Source organism: Yersinia vastinensis (assembly GCF_044905075.1).
Classification (GTDB): Bacteria; Pseudomonadota; Gammaproteobacteria; order Enterobacterales; family Enterobacteriaceae; genus Yersinia; species Yersinia vastinensis.
Map to the genome: position 1 here is coordinate 751,783 of NZ_CP173260.1, position 19,187 is coordinate 770,969.

Consider the following 19,187-nt stretch of genomic DNA (forward strand, 5'->3'; position numbering starts at 1 on the left):
TAATTAACCCATGTTGTGTATGTAAAGAGTTATTGCCATATTGAAAGTGAAAGTTATTTGATAGCTATTTATTGTTATTGAAATGTATGCTTTTTACTAAGATGGATAAGGTGATTAAAAATACAGCTAGTCGCGATTGATGGTAAAAAAGATATATTCCTCTCCATTTTTTTTATCCTTCTTCATTTGTGCAAGTATAAATTTTAACGGGATTCACTATACATCGTAGAGGGTTATCGTGGGTGTCACCCTCCTCTGAGGGGGAGCTAATGACGGAATATTCCTTTCTAAGAATACCGCAATGATATAGCTCAATAATAAGGACGAATAAGATAAATCTCTATGATTGATCGTAAATATCGATCGATAGATCGAAAATGATAACTTTTAACTATTATGTTTTTTTCTTGTGGGCCGATTTATATAAGTACACAAGGAGAAAGGTAAAATGCTAAATAATTTTAAAATTGTTAATGTTTTAGTTGCGTTATTGATTGTATTTTGCTTACTACAAATGGGCACTGTCGCGGTATTTTTTCCGATATTGAGTAGCGATAGAGAAAATTTTTCTGATCAGCAAGATATCAGTAATCAACGGACTGAATTGACCGGAGCTTGGGCCTATTTATTACGAACCCGCCTTCAGTCTAATAGAGCCATACTCAGCTACCTTCTGGAGGATGGCAGTACAGCGGAAGGGCGTAAAGAGTTTAATGAACAATTAGCCGCAGCTAAAGAACGTTTTAATGATGCAAAAATGTATTGGGCTGCGTATGAAGCAATGCCTCATCATGATGAAAAAACTTTTCAGGAGTTAAAACAAAGTTACAGCATTTTGCATAATAGCCTTACCGACCTGATTGGGTTTGTCGATGCGGGGAATACTGACGCGGCATATCAATTAGAGGTCCAGAAAAGTCAAAATGATTTTGAAAGAGCATATAATGCCGTCATTGAGGGTATGAATACCTTTAATCAGAAAGCAATTAATGATAGCCAGAGTTCTTATAATATGGCTGTATGGGCGGTTATTTGTATTTTGGTGATTCTCCTATTGGTAATGATAGGCGTCTGGTTAGGAGTCCGTGTTACGTTACTCACTCCACTCAATAAGCTTGTTAATAGTATTCACCATATTTCTCGTGGTGACTTAATCCACAATATTGATGTTCATGGCTCCAACGAAATGGGTCAATTGGCAAAATCACTGCGCAGCATGCAGGCCGGTCTGGTAAATACGGTAGGTGAAATTCGTACCAGTGCCGATACTATTTTAGCCGGAGCCAGCGAAATATCGGTCAACAATAATAATCTCTCCTCACGTACAGAGCAGCAGGCGGCTGCACTGGAAGAGACTGCTGCGAGCATGGAGGAGCTGACGGCAACGGTTAAGCAGAATGCTGAAAATGCCTCTGAGGCGAGCCAATTGGCACTCAATACCTCTAAAACCGCCCAGCGTGGCGGAAAAGTGGTGAATGATGTTGTGCACACGATGAGCGAAATTGCGGATAGTTCGCGAAAAATTGCTCATATCACCAATGTTATCGATAACATTGCCTTCCAAACCAATATTCTGGCACTGAATGCCGCTGTGGAAGCGGCCCGCGCTGGAGAACAAGGGCGAGGATTCGCTGTTGTCGCCACCGAAGTACGTACCTTGGCTCAACGCAGTGCTGAAGCAGCAAAAGATATAAAAATGTTAATCGAAGACTCCGAGGAAAAAGTGAGTATGGGTTCAGGATTGGTGACCCATGCTGGTGAGACCATGTCTGAAATTGTAGATGCAGTTACTCACGTAACGAATATTATGAGTGAAATAGCTTCAGCATCTGACGAACAAAGCCGCGGTATTGTGCAGGTAGGGGTTGCTGTGACAGAAATGGATCAAGTTACCCAACAGAATGCTTCATTGGTCGAAGAATCTGCGTCAGCAGCAACGCTATTGGAAGCACAGGCCTGCCACTTGACTGAAGTTGTCGCTATGTTTCGTATTAAGCCCGATAGCGACACAGCAGTAAATTAGATAAAAGGACAACAACAAGATTTTCTTTGTCATGAACGTGAGTATGGCTATTTTCGCATTCAGATAAAAGACCTAATAAATACGTTGAGTATTAAACTCCTATTTAATACTCAATACGATCGATATTCACTCTTTAGTTCCTATGAGTAAAGTCGGTATAGAATAGAATGAGAATACATTATGAGTAACATCTCTTTATTAAACGCTGTCAAAATTATTATGGCATTACTGCTAGTCATGATCATTTCATTTGCGGTTCATGACATATACTCGTCAAGCCAAGGTTATGAGCAGACTCTATTTGCAGAAAAAACAAAAATGCAACGAGATGAGATCGATAATCTAAATTATAACATTGCGATAATACGAGGTATGTTCAATGAACAAGCACTCAACAGTGCACAAAAAAAACCAGTCAATGATGAATGGATTAGCTATATCAAAGAGCTTATTACGTCATCAAGAGGGTTGCTTATCTCTTATAATGAGAAGATAAAAAATGATAAAATTTACGACGAAATATCTATTGAATTTAAGAAGGATATTTCCTTTGCTCTCGATTATTATGATAATGCATTAAATGAGCTTGCCGATGGGCGATATAGTAACAGTCAAAACCAAAGTATTGGTGATCTTTTCAGAAAAATTGACCAAGATGTTAAAGCATTTTCAACAATTAACACTGATGCTTACATGCAAGTACTCGCGAATGCGAATAATGTAAAATCACAATCTTATGTTATTGCCATCATTCTTTTATCCCTTTATCTGGTCATTATGGTAGTTGCTGGAGTCTGGTTTAATAAAAATATAATCCTTAAAATCAGGCTGGCCTGTGATGTTTTTGACAAGATAAATAGAGGCGATTTAAGCTCTAAGATTTCATATAGAAGTAAAAACGAAATAGGTTTCCTGTTTTCTCGCTTAGAAGATATGCAGGTCTCTTTGAAAAAAACCATCTCTTCGGTCAAAGAGAGCACGGTTATTATTACACATGGCTCGGCAGAGATTGCTGATGCTAATTTCAATTTATCTTCCCGTATTGAACAACAAGCTAGCGCGTTACAGGAAACGGCAGCCAGTATGGAGGAGATTAAAACGACAGTTGCCAGTAATGCCCAGAACGCCCAGCAGACAAATACGCTGTCCCATACTGCAAGTCAGGCGGCCAGAAATGGTGCTGACATTATGCATAATGTTGTCTTAACAATGACCGATATCGAGGAAAGCGCTAGAAAAATTGCAGAAATTACTAGTGTTATTAACAGCATTGCCAGCCAAACTAATATTCTGGCGTTGAATGCTGCGGTTGAGGCTGCACGGGCCGGTGAACAAGGGCGTGGATTTGCAGTTGTTGCCGCTGAAGTCAGAAATTTAGCTTCACGCAGTAGTGATGCAGCCAGAGAAATACATGTGCTGATAAACGACGCTGTCGGTAATATTTCACATGGCTCTCAGCTTGTGACGAACGCAGGCAACACGATGAGTGGTATTGTTAATTCAATCACTGAGGTCAGCGATATCATGCAGGAAATTGCCATTGCTTCTGATGAGCAAAGCGCGGGTATTAATTTGATTACTGTCGCAATTAATCAGATAGATACCATGACACAGCAAAATATCTTACTGGTTGAGGAATCGGCTCAAAATACACGTACCTTGAGCAATCAAGCAAAAGAATTATCAGCGACGGTTGCTGTCTTTCACATTGATGACGATGAAGATGAACATAAAAATAAGATAATGACTTCTGCAGAATTATCCGTTTGAAAGCACGATAGAAAACAGTAAAGTTGTAGGTCCGTGATTGATACTTTTTAGGTTTTAATAGTCATTTTTATATTATGAATAAGCCAGGCCGTTTATATACCGGCTCTGGCTTATTTTTTAAGTTAGCTGAGATTGAAAGGACTAGAATTCAGCCCATTCATCATCAGTTGCTGTCGCGAGTGAATGTTTCTTTACCACTGATTCTTTAGCAATCATATTATGCGGCTTGGTTTTCTTACGCGTCACTTCTTTCTGGTTATTTTCGTTGGCCGTTTCAATCAGTTCAACTTTGAATACGGAAACGATATCAGCCAGTTGTTTGGCATTCTGATTCATATTTTGAGTGATAATAGAAGATTCCTCAACCATCGTCGCATTTTGCTGAGTAGCTAAGTCCATCTCATTCACAGCCATTGCTATTTGGCTAACACCGGTACTTTGTTCTTCAGAGGCTTGAGTGATCTCTTGCATAATATTACTCACGTGAGTCACAGAGGTCACAATTTCCTGCATTGCCTTACCTGCATCTTCGATTAATTTTGCCCCATCATCGACATTTTTTACCGATTCGTTAATCAGTTGATTGATCTCTTTAGCGGCATCAGCACTGCGTTTAGCCAGATTTCGGACTTCAGTTGCGACGACAGAGAAACCTCTACCCTGTTCGCCAGCGCGGGCCGCTTCCACGGCGGCATTCAGTGCCAGAATATTGGTTTGATTGGCAATACCATCGATCACTCGGTTAATTTCAGAAATTTTACGGGCACTTTGAGAAATTTTATCCATGGTATTAACCACATCGCTCATGACAGCAGAGCCACTGTTTGCCGCTGTTTTAGCCTGATGAGTCAGGGTATTGGCCTGTCTGGCGTTTTCTGCGTTATTCGACACCGTGGTTTTTATTTCTTCCATGCTCGCCGCAGTTTGTTGCAGAGCACTGGCTTGTTCTTCCGTTCGCGATGCCAGATTGTGGTTACTACTGTCAATTTCAGAAGCATCGTTTCTTATATTTTCAGCCGTGCTTCTCACCGAAGTAATGATTTTGCTGATCGATGTTTTCATCTTTTTCAGTGATTCAAACATGGTTCCTATTTCATTACGAGCTCCAATATCAAACTCATGGTAAAGTTCGCCAGTACCAATTTTTTCCAGCATAGAAGATGCAATTTGCAGGCGGCTGAACACATTTTTCTTAATAATGAAATATGAAACACACGAGATAATAATGGCCAGAGCGAGTAATAAAGCAGCAATTATCGTGAAAGAAGCACTGTCTGACTCAAACTTAGCGCTGATGTTATCTTGTAGTTCAGAAACATGGAGTTCATAAGCTAAAATCGCTTTATCTAAAGCCGTTTCGAGTGCGCCATTGTTAAAGCCGTGATTGTTATGTACAGCAATTGATTTCATGTTTGCTGTGTAGGCTTCAATTAATGCTAATGCGTTGTTATAAATATCTGCTGAAAGTTTATCGCCTTCATCATCCAATGCTTTTATATTATTATAAATATCAACATGTTTTCTGGCATTATCAAGAGCGCTTTTAATGACAATCTCTCTCCTATCTCACACCTCAGGTGCAATTGTTGTGTCATTATGAACAAAGTTAATATCACCGCGAACATTTGCCAGATAACTACTCATTTGTCGTAGTTCAGTAATATCTTTCATAAGGAAATCAATATTTCCAAATGAAATGTTGGCCTGATGCATAGATTTAAATGCAAAAGATGAAATGATAATTATTGTGAAACAGAGTGTGACTAATATTAATTTTACTAATGTGGATATTTTTAATGATTTCATATTTACCTCTATAATTGATTTGCTATATGTGTAGGTAATGGTTATTAATAATTAGATTTTTATATGGCTATTTATTAGCCATTGGTTTGAAAATGGTAAATAGCACGCATGCAAATCATGCGATACTGAATAGAAATAAGACTCAGGACAGAAGAATAATCATTTGCGATACATGCTCAAAAATCTCCTTCATCATATTTTCGAAAAATGGCGCTAACGTGTACATGATCATTGACATCGCAGCCATTCCGACGCTAAGCGTTAAAGGAAAGCCCACGACAAAAATGGATAACTGAGGGGTTAGGCGATTCAGCAGCCCCAGGGTTAGATTAAGACACAGTAATAATGTAATTATCGGCAAACCTAACATTAACCCGAATCTGAAAACCAACCCTGCTATATGAGGAAAATAAATAAAACCCTCTGGGTTCAATGTATTCGTACTAATAGGGAGTAAAATAAAACTGTCAGCTAAAATACTGAGCATCCATAAATGCCCATTGAAGGTCAAAAAGAGCAATGTCACCAGAAGGTTAAGTATTCTGGCAATGACCGGCATATTTCCGCCTGCGGCAGGATCAAAGAAAGTGGCAAAGGATAGCCCCATTTGCAAACCAATAATCTCACCTGCATTTCGTACTGCCACGAATATCAGTTGTATGACCAATCCTATTGATGCACCAATAATAAACTGTTGAGCACCAACCCATAATCCTGAAATAGAAAAAATCTCAATATGAGGGTTAGGAAGATTTTGGCCAATTAGTAATGCGATGATAGTCGCCAATCCAACTTTGGTTTTTTTACCAATTCCTTTTTCATTGAATATTGGGGCAGTACTGAACAACGCCAATACTCTCAACATTGGCCAAAAAAACTGATTAATAATTGAGTATAAACTGGCAATTGAGAGGGTTAGCATGACTATCCGACAACGTAGGGCAAATTGCTGAAGAGTGCGCGGGTGTAGTCAAGGAAAACACTCAACATCCATGGCCCTAGTGCCAAGCCAACGGCAATGATGGTCAGGATTTTAGGTATAAATGATAATGTCATTTCATTTATTTGTGTTGATGCCTGCAAAATACTCACAATAAGACCAGTAAATAGTGCGGCAAATAGCAGTGGTGCTGCAATCATCAGCCCGACCTTAATGGCCTGAAATCCCATTGCCATTACGCTTTCCGGTGTCATTTTTAAATCCTATTTAACTAAAAAAACTTTGTGCTAAAGAGCCCATTAATAATTGCCAACCATCAACCAGAACAAACAGCATCAATTTAAAGGGTAATGAAATTGTTGCGGGAGGAACCATCATCATACCCAAGGCCATTAATACGCTGGCAACCACCAAATCAATGATGAGGAAGGGAATAAATACGGTAAAACCAATCTGAAAACCGGTTTTAAGCTCACTGGTGACAAAGGCAGGCAGTAAAATTCTTAATGGGACTTCTTCTCGACTTTGGAAATTCTCTTCCTTCGCCATTCGGGTATAAAGTGCCAGATCTGTTTCTCGGGTCTGTGCGAGCATGAAAGTGCGCAACGGTTGTACGCCTCTTTCTAACGCGGTTTCCATCGAAATTTTATCTTCGGATAACGGTTGCCAAGCGTCTTTATATATTTCATTAAAAACGGGCGACATGACATAAAAGGTCAGAAATAGGGCCAGCCCCAGCAAGACTTGATTCGGCGGAGTTGAGGGAGTACCGAGTGCGTTACGCAGTAAACCCAGCACAATAATCACACGGGTAAAACCGGTCATCATGAGCAGAATAGCGGGCAAAAACGTTAATGAAGTGAGTAATACTAACGTTTGCACGGGCAGTGACCAATTCTCACCATCGACCGAGCGCGTGAGCATCACATTGCTTCCCGCAGCCCAAGCCCCCTGTGACGGTAGCAAAATACCGATAATCACTAAAATGAATACAATTCGAGGGAGCCAGACGCGAATGGATGGGCGCGAAACGGTATTCATGGCTTGGGTCCTACTTTTTGCTTTTTTAACATGCCGATCAGTGTCGATTGGAAATCCGTGGATAAGGGGGGATCTGTAAACCGGTCATCACCCTCTGGTTTATCAAATGTCGCAAGGCAACTTATTTGAGCCGACGTTACGCCGAGCAGCAGTCTTTTATTCTCCATTTCGACTACGATGAGGCGCTCGCGCTGCCCCAGTGTTTGGCTGGATACGACAGACAACACCTGATTTCCCTTGGGAAAACGTTGCGCAAATCCTGCGCGACGGGCAAGCCATGCCATGGCGGCAATAATCAGTAATATCAGCACGAGCGTACCGCCGACACTGGCTAATAATGAGCCTGGGGTGGTTGCATCAATTATCGAGGGTGTTGTCTGAATTTGGGGCTGGGTATCCATCATCGACTCAGGCGATACATTCTTTCTGAAGGTGTAATAATATCGGTAATGCGGATGCCGAATTTATCGGATACAACGACAACTTCACCTTGTGCAATTAAATAACCATTGATGAGAATATCCAAAGGTTCGCCGGCCAGGCCTTCCAGAGAAACGACAGATCCCTGACTTAGACGCAGCAGTTCCTTAATCGTCATTTTAGTGCGACCTAATTCGACCGTCATTTTTACTGGAATATCGAGAATTAAATCGAGATCTTCAGAAAAGTTCGGAACAAGATTATCTTTGGCTGGGATATTATCTGCGGCCTGTTGCTCGCTCATTGCCTCACCCCAAAGATTATCAATAGATTGCTTATCAGCACCAGACGTAGGTGTGGTGTCACTCATTGGGGAATTACTCCTTTTTTAAAGATAATAGCGAGGGGTTCATCATTTTCTCGACTTTGAGAGCGAATTGCTTATTTACACAACCGTATTTACCCGAAAATACCGGAACACCATCGACACAGGCTTCAATATTCTCTTGTTTATCGAAGGGAATAACATCGCCTTCTTTCATCTTCATGACTTGTGAAAGGCGGGTTGTGATATCAGCAAAATTTGCCACTAATTCAAGTTCAGTTTCTCTAACTTGAGAGGCGAGTGTATTTCGCCATTGTTTTTCTTCTTGTCTAGAGTTTTCCATTGGCGGGCTGGTAAGCAACTCGCGTAGCGGTTCAATAATGCTAAAGGGAATACAAATATCAAATTCGCCCCGGTGTGGGCCTATTTCGACATAGAAGGGAGTGGTTACCACAATATCATTCGGTGATGAGGTAATATTGGTAAACTTGACCTGTATCTCAGCACGCACGTATTCAGTATGAAGTTTAAAAATAGAACTCCATGCAAAGTCATAGGCCTCAAGGGCCATGGTGAGCATGCGTTTAATGACTCGCTGTTCTGTCGGCGTAAATTCACGCCCGTCTGCTTTGGTCGGAAAGCGCCCATCGCCGCCAAACAAATTGTCTACTGCCATGAAAACCAGATTCGGTGAGAAGACAAAAAGTGCTGTGCCTCTCAGGGGATTCATGTGCACCAAATTAAGGTTGGTTGGTACCGGGAGATTACGCGCAAATTCATGATATGGCTGAATTTTAATATTTCCAGCGGTGACGTCTGGGCTACGGCGTAAAAGATTAAACAGCCCCATTCGAAATTGACGAGCAAAACGCTCATTAATGATTTCGAGTGAGTGCAAACGCTCACGAACAACACGGCGTTGTGTCGTGGGATCGTAAGGTTTAATACCGAGGTCTGCTGCCGAATTATTGACTACATTTTCAGTTTCAGTATTACTGCCGCCATTTAATAGACGGTCTATTTCGGCCTGAGATAATATACTGTCAGACATCATGAATTACCGTAAGATAAACGCGTTAAATAATACATCGGTAGCCACTATGTTTTGATTTGGTGCAAGAGGCTTACTGACAACGCTTTTAATTTGTTCAATTAATTGGTTTTTCCCTTCCTCGGTCGATAATCTATCCGCGGATTGATGCGCTAAAAGGATAAATAATCGGCTGCGTATTTCCGGTAAGAACTGATCTGCCAATAATTTTGAACTATCATCTTTTACCCGTAACGTCAGACCAATATACAATACACGATCACTGTCGGCTGGCGTGGGTTTTAGGCTAACGGTAAAGGTATCTAATGGTACATATAATGGCGTTATAGGCTCTGGTGTTGGCGCTGCCTTTTTACCATTATCTGATACATTATCTTTAATGTTTTTCATTTCATAAAAAGTATAACCAGCCAAGGCACAAGCCACTATAGAAATTAACATCAATAATAAAACTACCGGGGAGAATTTTTTTCCTCCCCCGTTGGCTTTCTGGTTCTTTTTTGTCATTTTTTGAAAAACCCTATTATAAAATACCCCAAAGCTCGATAATCACCGACGCCCGGATGAGCCATGCATTCTATTACAGCTAGCCTCCGGGACAATTCATTGAAGAAATTGAATTATTGTCAGTAATTCATTTGATGGGTTATTTCATCAAACAAAGGTATTTATTCCATTGGAATAATTAACAATTTTAGTTGCCACTTCGTTATTTTCTTCCCCGCCAGCTTTCAGATTCTCACTTTCATCATTAAATTGAGGCTGTTTTGCTGATCCCTCTGGTTGAGAAAATGCATTCCACGATGATGATGAATCCGCACCGACGCTACTTTGTCCCAGATTAATACCTGATTCAGCCAAGGATGTACGCAAATGTGGCATTGCCGCTTCAAGCGCGGCGCGAACTTGATGACTTTCCGCGACAAAATGAACTTGGGCCTGATCGTTGCTCAGTCGTAGATTAATTTGTAACGATCCTAACTCTTCAGGATGCAAGCGTAATTCTGCATTATGGATGCCATTTCGTGAAAAATAGGCCAGTTGTTGGCTAACCGCTTGTTGCCATGCTGGCGTCCCCAAGGCTTGGTTTAGGACGGCAGGGGACGTGGCGGCTGCCGGTTGAGCGGCGGGTGCGTCATTAATAAGGGAAACATGTGGGCGAAGTGCCGTATCCGGTGTCAACGACAAACGGTTTTCGGGGGTTAATGGGAGCGGTGCATTCGGCTCTGATTTGACTGGAGCAGCCGGGTTTTCCTGTTGATTTTTGTCTGCATGGTTAATTTGTGCAAGGAAGGCTTCATGCTGTTCCGCTGCAACATTATCCGCTCCTTGCTTGCCATCCAATACCGGTAGAGAAATCTGAGGGGTATTTTTGGCTATATTCTGATTTGGCAATATGAGCGCATTATTTTGGCGTTCATTGTTTTGTGGCTCATTGGGATCATCAGCCAATGCCTCAACCATATCCGCAGTGATTGGCTCGTTTGCTGTTTCAATCGTGGGTGATGCAACGACGGAAACAGGGGGCAGGGTTGCACTTTGCGCTGCTTGGGTGATCAACTGTTGTAAGTGCTCGAGTTGTGGGTCTACCTGAAGAGAGGGCGGCGCGGGTTGTGGCATATCGGGTATTTCAACAGAAGCGTCCGCGAGCATATTATCGATAACTTCAGTATTTTCAGGTCGTTCAGCCTCTTTTCCTTGCCCGGTAAGTGGGTGCTTAGGTGAGGAAACGGCATGACTCGAGGTTGAGTTGGCCGTTTGCATCGAGAGTTTTTTTTCAAACGTGTTAGAAAAATCCAGCAAGTCGGTTGCAGGGGAGGCGCTATTTTTTGTTGTGGTATGGCTAACCGCGGGTATCGCCTTGACGATCATAAGGTTTTTCTTCCCATGCAGGCACGTTGTGCAAATTCATCCATCATTTTTTGTTCTTGACGGCTCTCTTTTAACATCCGCTTGCTATCAGCTCGGCTTTTAAGCGTCTCGAATGCGTTGAGGCGTTGTTTGTCGTGTTTCCATGTCAGTAATGTCTGATCGACAGACTGCTGGCACTGAGCAACATGTCCGGCATGTTGTTTAACGACACTCCCCAGCGAGTCAATAAAGGATTGGCGGTTGAGTAACTCAGCGACCGGCATACCTTTACTGGCAACATTGGTACGCAATTGTTGTTGGTATTCCAGTTCGAAACTTTCCAGTTGCTTAAGTTGAGTTGCCGCGTGGGCATAGGCTTGCTGTACTTTGCCTAGTTGAACCGTGGTATCACTTAACGTTTGTTCTGCAAGTTCGCGCAGGACATCCATCGGATTGGTGATGGCCATAATTAATTACTCTTATGAGGTTTTGCTGGGTCAGAAAATATTTCAGATAGCCTGGTGCTGGCTTCTTCATAACTGCTGCTTTCATGAATCGCTTGCTGCAAATAAGCCTCCATTTCAGGATAGAGGCGGATAGCGTTATCCAGCAGTGGGTCACTACCTGCGGCATAGGCCCCTACACTGATGAGGTCACGATTGCGTTGATAAGAAGAAAGCAACTGTTTGAAATTTTGTACTTTTCTATAATGTTGCTGCTCAATCAGTTCGGTCATTGCCCGGCTGATGGATGCTTCAATATCGATAGCCGGATAATGACCGGACTCTGCCAATCGCCGTGATAAAACGATATGCCCATCGAGAATAGCGCGGGCAGAGTCGGCAATAGGGTCTTGTTGGTCGTCGCCTTCAGTGAGGACGGTATAAAAGGCCGTAATCGACCCGCCTTCCTTAACGCCATTGCCCGCCCGTTCTACTAGTGCAGGTAATTTTGCAAACACGGAAGGGGGATAGCCTTTCGTTGCCGGTGGTTCACCAATGGCCAAGGCAATTTCACGTTGCGCCATGGCATAACGGGTCAGGGAGTCCATAATCAGCAGCACATCCATGCCCCGATCACGGAAATCCTCAGCAATACGGGTGGCGTACACCGCCCCCTGCATGCGCAAGATGGGGGACACATCGGCAGGCGCAGCTATCACCACTGAGCGGCTACGTCCTTCTTCTCCAAGAATATTCTCGATAAAGTCTTTGACTTCTCGACCACGCTCACCAATTAACCCCACAACAATGACATCGGCTTTGGTATAGCGAGCCATCATGCCAAGGAGGACACTTTTACCGACCCCGGAACCGGCAAATAGCCCCATACGTTGGCCTCGACCAACAGTTAACAGGCCATTAATCGCCCTGACCCCGACATCCAGTACATGCTTTATGGGGTCACGTAATAAGGGATTAACCGGTTGAGTAAATAAAGGGGCATATTTCGTGCAACCCGGCGGTGGTAGTCCATCAAGAGGGCGCGCACTCGCATCAAGTACGCGGCCTAACAGTTCCGGACCGAGAGGGAGTTGCTTACCTTTGGTAATCCCTGCGGCACTTTCCAGCGCGTAAACACGTGCGCCAGGTAAAATGCCATCGACATTTTCCAACGGCATGAGATAGAGAATTTCGCCATTAAAGCCAACAACTTCACTCTCGACCTTATCCGTACCTTGGCCAGTGTTACGCTCCACGATACATAACGTACCGATAGGCAATTTCAGGCCAACGGCTTCCATGACCAAACCAGTCGCTCGGGTTAACTTTCCATACTGTTGAAAAGGCGGGAGTGAGCTAATTTGTTTTTCTTTTCTATCAATGACTTCCAGCCAGTTCTTTAGGCGCATCGTCATGTGGGGTAATCCTCACGACTCAGTTCGCATAATGCTTGCCAGCGCGTATTCATGGTGGCATCGAACTCACCCTCGGCAGAGGTTATCCGGCACCCGCCCGGCAGAATGTGCGCATCTTCGCGCAGCTCCCATCCCATTGATTCAAGTGATTTACCGACATTTTGCTCAACGATGTCGATATCCGCAGGATTGACCCATAACTGTGCCTTTCCCTTGAATAACGTTTCTTGCTGTAATAATTGCTGAATTTTTTCCAGCAGAACTTCATTATCACAAACAATGTTTTTGCCCAAGATAGCGCGTGCCGCGGTGAGCGATAGCTGCACTAAACGAGACGGAATAACACTATCAAGGCTGTCTAGCGCAACATTAAATTCTTCAAGCAGGTGAGAGAAACGTTCACCGGTCTCGCGCTGTTGAGCACTGGCCTCCGTCAATCCTTGCTCAAAACCTTCTTTTTTCCCCTGACTAAATCCATCCTCATAACCCTGCTTCTTTCCTTCCTCCGCGCCCTTGAGCTGCCCTTGTGCAAATCCTTTTTTTTCTGCCTGCGCACGGATTCTGGATAGTTCGGCCTGAAGTAATTCATCGGACTGATAATCGCCTGGCACATGGATCACTTCATCTTCTGGCTGCTCATATTCATCCAGTAAATTCTGAGGCTGCCAACTCTGCCATTCGAGCTTGGGTTCGTGATCAGACATAGGCATCGTCGCTTCCTCCAATGATCACTTCACCGGACTCCGCCAAACGCCGGACAATCAGCAGAATACTTTTCTGTTCGGCTTCGACCTGAGACATACGTACCGGGCCACGGGAGCTGAGATCTTCCATCATAATATCGGCCTGACGTCGGGACATATTGCGGAAGAATTTATCGCGCAGCGGTGCATCAGCCCCTTTAAGTGCAATGATAAGTGATTCGTTATCAATATCTTGCAGAATGCGCTGAATGCTACGATCTTCAATCTCAACCAGATTTTCAAACAGGAACATTTCATCAATAATTTTCTGTGCCAGTTCTTGATCGAACTCGCGTACCGCTTCAATTGCCGCTTCTTCTTGCTGATTTTTCATCAAGTTGAGAATTTCTGCCGCAGGGCGTACACCACCCATTTTGCTGCGTTTTAGGTTCTGGCCATGCAGTAAGTTGCTAAGGACTTCAGTCAGTTCTTGTAGTGCAGCAGGTTGAACGCCACCAAACGTGGCGATACGTAGCATGATGTCGTTACGGGCGCGATCGTCAAATTTACTCAATACATCAGCGGCTTGCCCACGTTTTAGATGTACCAAAATGGTGGCGATAATTTGCGGATGTTCATCGCGGATCAAATCGAACGCGGCTTGAGGCTCCATAAAGTTCAATGTCTCAATACCATTGGTGCCTTGTTGTGTATCGAGCAAATCCTCGAGCAAACTTGACGCACGCTCTTCACCCAGAGCTTTAACCAGGACACTACGCAAATAGTCATTGGTATTTACGCTGAGTGCAGCAAAGTCACTGGAATCGCGCTGGAACTCTTTCAGGACGGTGCTCAGTTGTTCATGGGTAAAACCGCCCATGTTGACCATGGCGCTACTAATTTGTTTGACCTCGTGGGTATTGAGGTGTTTGAACACCTCTGCCGCCAGCCCATCACCGAGTGTCAGCATGACAATCGCACTTTTCTCAGAGGCATTCATTATGACTTCAGGTCCTTATTCATCCACTGGCGAATGACCAGAGCAATAACCCGTGGTTCTTGCTCTGCCATTTCTCGCAGATTTCGCGTATTAAGTTCAGCTTCAACGCGCTGTTCCGCTTTGGCTCTTGCGCCGCTTTCTGCTTTACGTTTATGTGCATCCAGCTCCGCCTGACGGGCTTCTTTCTCCAATTCCAGGCGTGCCAATAGCAGTTCCTGATTGCGCATCCAGGCCGGTTTGATTGCCTTGCGCCAAAGGAACCATGCCACTATCGCCACTAACAAGTAGCGGCCTGCACTCATCAACAGATTGATAAAGGCCGCTTGTTTCCAGAACGCAGGCGCAGCCTCATCTTCTTCGACATGGCTAAACGGTGAATTGACGATATTGACGGTGTCACCACGCGTAGCAGAAAATCCGACGGCTTCTTTCACTAACGCGGTAATTTGCTCAATTTGCGCTTTCGGGAGTGCCGCCGGTTTACCGTCTTCAGCAGGCAGATAGTTAACGACGACGGCGACGGAGAGCCGTTCAATGCTACCGGTGCTGCGCTTAATATGGGTCAGGGTGCGGTCGAGTTCGTAGTTGGTGGTGTTATCCCGGCGATTATTGAACGGAATAGGTGCCGCAGCCGTAGTTGTTGCCCCTTGAGCCGTTGGTGTAGTGGCTTGGTTGGCCGGTGCTGTCGCAGGCGGTTGAGTGATAGGGGCAGTTGCAGGAACCGGAGGCTGATTGCTGAGTGCTCCCGGTACACCCCCTACCGTATTTTTGCCGCCTTGTTCAGAATCACTGGATTGACGACTGCGGATAGCCATTCTGTCGGTAGCAGTATTGGGCTGGAATTGTTCAGCCGTTTGTTCGTGCGTGGTGAAATCAAGCTGCGCAGTGACCTGTGATTTGACATTATTGCGCCCAACAATCGGGGCTAAAATCGATTGAATGCGCTGTTGAAAATCGGCTTCTACTTCGCTTGCAAATTTAAGTTGCGACGTTTGAATCGCCTGACCGCCCCGTTGGGTTAATAGATGCCCATTCTGATCGACAATCGTGACACTATCTGCATTTAAGCCGGGTACGGAACTGGCGATAAGGTAGGTGATGGCGCTGACCTGTCCACTATCGAGCGAGCGCCCATGACTTAGATTAACGGTAATTGATGCTGACGCGGGTTTTTGCTCACGGACAAACATCGAGGGTTTGGGGATAGCCAAATGTACCCGAGCAGAGTTTACTGGGCCAAGGGTTTCAATGGTGCGTGATAGTTCGCCTTCCAGCGCGCGTTGGAAATTAACCTGTTCACTAAATTGGCTGATACCGAATTTATCCTGATCCAGTAATTCAAAGCCGACTGAGCCTCCCTTGGGTAATCCGAGTTGCGCTAACTTAAGACGAGCTTCATAGACTTTGTCGGCAGGAACCATAATGGCACCACCGCGATCGTCAAAACGATAAGGCACATTCATTTGCGCCAATTGCGCAACGATAGCCCCACCATCCTGATCAGATATATTGCTGTATAAAACTCGGTAATCAGGTGTTCTCGCCCAAAGTAATAGTGCAATAAGTAACGTTATTGCCGCTGAAGCACAAATGAGGAGAATAATTTTTGGACTAGCACGAATACGTTCTAATGCTGCCATTAAATTAGCTGTATTATTGTTTTTTATACCGTTTGTTGTGGCATTCATGCCGTAGTCCTGTAAAAAAATAAATGACGCAATGTAGTAGGCGTATTATTGCGAATCAGCACTCCGGTTACGGGGATAGGAAACGAAGCGGTAAATACACAGACAGAATTCCAGCTGCGTATTATCTGCTAATTATGTTTTTTTTAAGTACCAATAAGCGGAAACTTCTGTCAGCTTATTGAGTTATTTTATGTGTAGAGGCTTATGTTAGGCTGTCATTACTAAATGCGAATAGGAAAAACGGAAGAGTTTCATTGCGCCGTTTTAAAGGAAATAATAATGTCTATTCAATCGATAAGTGGTGTTTTGGAGCAAATTAATTTTCAGGCGCAACAAGCGTCTACGTTTCAAAAATCACCTTTAATTTCAGACCGTCAAAGTGTCGAGAAACCATTACAGTTTTCCGACATATTATTTAACAGTGTTAATAGCATTAATGCAATGCAATCCCAAGCTAAGACTCAGTCGCAAGATTATATGAGTGGCGCGACTGATATTGGTCTTAATGATGTTATGGTTTCTTTGCAAAAGTCATCTCTAGCGTTAAATCTTGGTGTTCAGGTACGCAATAAATTAGTCAGTGCGTATCAGGAAGTCATGAATATGTCGGTATAACTTTTAACTTAACACTCGTTTTACTCAACAAGATGACAATACGATTGATTGATGATTTTGGCTATTAATTTATTGAATATCTCTGGCTCTGACGTTTAGGAAACAACATCTTATATCGTCAGTAAATGAATACTACAGGTTTAAATATGGCAAAGTTTATCAATGTTATCTATCGCAAGGGTATTTTCAATCAGAAATATTAGCGAAGTTAAAAATTGAGCAATAAAAATTTTCGTATTCAAGAAGAACTTTCAGAGCAAGTTTTACAAAAAATCAGTGCACTGATTTATCACCGTGCAGGAATTGTGCTAACCAGCCAAAAACGTGACATGGTTTATAACCGCCTTTCACGACGATTACGTGATTTAAGACTGACGAGTTTCACTCATTACGTAAAAATGCTGGAGTCAGACCAACACAGTGATGAATGGCAACCCTTTATTAATGCGTTGACGACCAACCTAACATCATTTTTTAGGGAATCGTATCACTTCCCTCTTTTGGCGAAACATGCCCAGGCCAGAGCTGCGAATTATACCGTGTGGTGTACCGCTGCCTCTACCGGGGAAGAGGCTTGCTCTATTGCCATGACACTGGATGAGACATTGGGGCGCAGTATGGGGGGGCCGCGAGTGTTGGCCACCGATATCGATACTGAGGTTTTGCAGAAAGCAAATAATGGCGTTTATCGGTTATCTGATCTGGGAAACTTGTCTCCTGAGCAAAAAAAGAACTATTTTCTGCGCGGCACCGGAGCACAGGAAAATCTGGTGAAAGTCAGGCCAGAACTGCTCTCGAGCATTCAGTATCAGCAACTGAATCTGCTGGATTTGAATTGGGATGTGCCTGCGCCATTTGACGCTATTTTTTGTCGCAATGTCATGATCTATTTTGATCAAAAGACGCAAGAAAAGCTGATGTTACGTTTTGCCAAAATGCTAAAGCCGGGAGGGCTTTTATTTGCTGGCCATTCTGAGCATTTTAACAATATGAATGGGCCTTTCCGTCTGCGTGGTCAGTCAGTGTATTACCTAGCTCAAGAGAAATTATGAATAAGATAAGAGTACTTTGTGTTGACGATTCGGCGCTGATACGCAGCATCATGAGTGATATTGTTAATCAGCAACCTGATATGGAAATGGTCGCCACCGCGCCAGATCCAATCATTGCCCGAGATTTAATTAAACGATTTAACCCCGACGTATTGACTCTGGACGTAGAAATGCCGCGCATGGATGGTCTGGATTTTCTGGAACGTTTAATGCGTCTGCGTCCTATGCCGGTCATTATGGTCTCATCGTTAACGGGCAAGGGATCCGAAATAACACTGAGTGCTTTGGAAATAGGCGCTGTGGATTTTGTCACTAAGCCTCAAATGGGGCTTAAAGACGGAATGATGCAATACGTTGAAATTATTGCAGAAAAAATCCGTATGGCGTCAAAAGTGCAAGTTAAGCGCAGTGACCGACAAGCCCATGCCCCTAAAACCCTCTCTATTCCATTGGTGGGGAGTGAAAAAATCATTGCTATCGGCTCATCCACTGGTGGTACCGAAGCGTTACGGCAAGTATTAATCCCTATGCCTTTGACCTGCCCAGGTATTGTTATCGCCCAGCATATGCCACCCGGGTTTACCCGCTCTTTTGCCGCGCGCCTGAACACGTTGTGCCAAATTGCGGTGAAAGAAGGTGAAGATGGCGATCGCGTTTTACCGGGACATGCCTACATTGCGCCGGGGGATCTGCATATGGAACTCATCCGCAGTGGCGCGAATTACCATATCAAATTGAATAAGTTACCACCGGTTAACCGCCATCGGCCCTCTGTTGATGTGTTGTTCCGGTCGGTTGCAAAGTCTGCTGGGAAAAATGCAGTAGGGGCCATTTTGACCGGAATGGGCAGTGATGGCGCACAGGGTTTATTAGAGATGCGCAAAGCGGGAGCGCATACCTTGGCTCAAAGTGAAAAAAGCTGTGTGGTATTCGGTATGCCCCGTGAAGCGATTACTGCTGGAGCGGCGTGTGAAGTTGTCGATCTTGAAGATATAAGCCAACACATACTCAGTAATGTTGTCGGGCAGGCACGTCGAATTTAATTCATTCCCTTTTCATATCAT

19 protein-coding genes are annotated in these 19,187 nt (G+C 43.8%); 5 read left to right on the forward strand and 14 right to left on the reverse strand.

What is annotated here, in order from left to right:
* Window positions 1–448: 448 nt before the first annotated feature.
* A complete protein-coding gene (locus ACIOG0_RS03355) occupies window positions 449–2,023 on the forward strand; it encodes a methyl-accepting chemotaxis protein (RefSeq protein WP_050097903.1) in 1,575 nt (524 codons plus the stop codon).
* A gap of 180 nt (window positions 2,024–2,203) precedes the next feature.
* The gene (locus ACIOG0_RS03360) at window positions 2,204–3,793 is read left to right on the forward strand and encodes a methyl-accepting chemotaxis protein (RefSeq protein WP_050097904.1); all 1,590 of its coding nucleotides are present in this window, start codon (window positions 2,204–2,206) and stop codon (window positions 3,791–3,793) included.
* Between the two features lie 141 nt (window positions 3,794–3,934).
* Here ACIOG0_RS03360 and ACIOG0_RS03365 read toward each other — a convergent pair whose 3' ends face one another.
* The 14 genes from ACIOG0_RS03365 to fliF all read right to left on the reverse strand — a co-directional run bounded on the left by ACIOG0_RS03365 (window position 3,935) and on the right by fliF (window position 16,456).
* Window positions 3,935–5,203, reverse strand: a complete 1,269-nt coding sequence (locus ACIOG0_RS03365) for a methyl-accepting chemotaxis protein (protein WP_404704929.1) — start codon at window positions 5,201–5,203, stop codon at window positions 3,935–3,937.
* Window positions 5,204–5,741: 538 nt separating this feature from the next.
* The gene (gene fliR / locus ACIOG0_RS03370) at window positions 5,742–6,521 is read right to left on the reverse strand and encodes a flagellar biosynthetic protein FliR (protein WP_050097906.1); all 780 of its coding nucleotides are present in this window, start codon (window positions 6,519–6,521) and stop codon (window positions 5,742–5,744) included.
* 2 nt (window positions 6,522–6,523) lie between these two features.
* Window positions 6,524–6,793 carry a flagellar biosynthesis protein FliQ gene (gene fliQ, locus ACIOG0_RS03375; protein ID WP_050097907.1) on the reverse strand — a complete coding sequence of 90 codons (270 nt, stop codon included), beginning with the start codon at window positions 6,791–6,793 and terminating at the stop codon, window positions 6,524–6,526.
* 13 nt (window positions 6,794–6,806) lie between these two features.
* Window positions 6,807–7,463, reverse strand: coding sequence for a flagellar type III secretion system pore protein FliP (gene fliP / locus ACIOG0_RS03380; protein WP_072086536.1), 657 nt, complete (start codon window positions 7,461–7,463; stop codon window positions 6,807–6,809).
* Window positions 7,464–7,576: 113 nt separating this feature from the next.
* Window positions 7,577–7,981: a flagellar biosynthetic protein FliO gene (gene fliO, locus ACIOG0_RS03385; protein WP_050097909.1), complete on the reverse strand. Its 405-nt coding sequence runs from the start codon at window positions 7,979–7,981 to the stop codon at window positions 7,577–7,579.
* Window positions 7,981–8,370 carry a flagellar motor switch protein FliN gene (gene fliN, locus ACIOG0_RS03390; RefSeq protein ID WP_050097910.1) on the reverse strand — a complete coding sequence of 130 codons (390 nt, stop codon included), beginning with the start codon at window positions 8,368–8,370 and terminating at the stop codon, window positions 7,981–7,983. The genes fliO and fliN overlap by 1 nt, the downstream gene beginning before the upstream one ends.
* A gap of 7 nt (window positions 8,371–8,377) precedes the next feature.
* A complete protein-coding gene (fliM, locus tag ACIOG0_RS03395) occupies window positions 8,378–9,376 on the reverse strand; it encodes a flagellar motor switch protein FliM (protein ID WP_050097911.1) in 999 nt (332 codons plus the stop codon).
* Window positions 9,377–9,382: 6 nt separating this feature from the next.
* Window positions 9,383–9,883 (reverse strand): flagellar basal body-associated protein FliL, encoded by a 501-nt coding sequence (gene fliL / locus ACIOG0_RS03400; RefSeq protein WP_050097912.1) that lies wholly within the window; start codon window positions 9,881–9,883, stop codon window positions 9,383–9,385.
* Between the two features lie 147 nt (window positions 9,884–10,030).
* Window positions 10,031–11,248, reverse strand: a complete 1,218-nt coding sequence (locus ACIOG0_RS03405; RefSeq protein WP_050295981.1) for a flagellar hook-length control protein FliK — start codon at window positions 11,246–11,248, stop codon at window positions 10,031–10,033.
* Window positions 11,245–11,694: a flagellar export protein FliJ gene (gene fliJ / locus ACIOG0_RS03410; RefSeq protein ID WP_050097914.1), complete on the reverse strand. Its 450-nt coding sequence runs from the start codon at window positions 11,692–11,694 to the stop codon at window positions 11,245–11,247. The genes ACIOG0_RS03405 and fliJ overlap by 4 nt, the downstream gene beginning before the upstream one ends.
* Window positions 11,695–11,696: 2 nt before the next feature.
* Entirely contained in the window at window positions 11,697–13,085 is a 1,389-nt protein-coding gene (gene fliI / locus ACIOG0_RS03415; protein WP_050097915.1) for a flagellar protein export ATPase FliI, read from the reverse strand.
* Window positions 13,082–13,795, reverse strand: a complete 714-nt coding sequence (locus ACIOG0_RS03420; RefSeq protein WP_072086519.1) for a flagellar assembly protein FliH — start codon at window positions 13,793–13,795, stop codon at window positions 13,082–13,084. Before ACIOG0_RS03420 ends, fliI begins: the two co-directional genes overlap by 4 nt.
* Complete coding sequence (fliG, locus tag ACIOG0_RS03425; RefSeq protein ID WP_050097916.1) at window positions 13,782–14,768, reverse strand: flagellar motor switch protein FliG; 987 nt, start codon at window positions 14,766–14,768, stop codon at window positions 13,782–13,784. The genes ACIOG0_RS03420 and fliG overlap by 14 nt, the downstream gene beginning before the upstream one ends.
* The gene (fliF, locus tag ACIOG0_RS03430; protein ID WP_050097917.1) at window positions 14,768–16,456 is read right to left on the reverse strand and encodes a flagellar basal-body MS-ring/collar protein FliF; all 1,689 of its coding nucleotides are present in this window, start codon (window positions 16,454–16,456) and stop codon (window positions 14,768–14,770) included. The genes fliG and fliF overlap by 1 nt, the downstream gene beginning before the upstream one ends.
* Window positions 16,457–16,735: 279 nt before the next feature.
* On the opposite strand from fliF, the gene fliE reads away from it, so the two are divergent.
* The 3 genes from fliE to ACIOG0_RS03445 all read left to right on the forward strand — a co-directional run bounded on the left by fliE (window position 16,736) and on the right by ACIOG0_RS03445 (window position 19,166).
* On the forward strand, window positions 16,736–17,071 hold the full coding sequence (gene fliE, locus ACIOG0_RS03435) for a flagellar hook-basal body complex protein FliE (protein WP_050097918.1): 336 nt from the start codon (window positions 16,736–16,738) through the stop codon (window positions 17,069–17,071).
* A gap of 215 nt (window positions 17,072–17,286) precedes the next feature.
* Complete coding sequence (locus ACIOG0_RS03440) at window positions 17,287–18,123, forward strand: CheR family methyltransferase (protein WP_050097919.1); 837 nt, start codon at window positions 17,287–17,289, stop codon at window positions 18,121–18,123.
* Complete coding sequence (locus ACIOG0_RS03445; RefSeq protein ID WP_050097920.1) at window positions 18,120–19,166, forward strand: chemotaxis response regulator protein-glutamate methylesterase; 1,047 nt, start codon at window positions 18,120–18,122, stop codon at window positions 19,164–19,166. Before ACIOG0_RS03440 ends, ACIOG0_RS03445 begins: the two co-directional genes overlap by 4 nt.
* The last annotated feature ends 21 nt before the right edge of the window (window positions 19,167–19,187 follow it).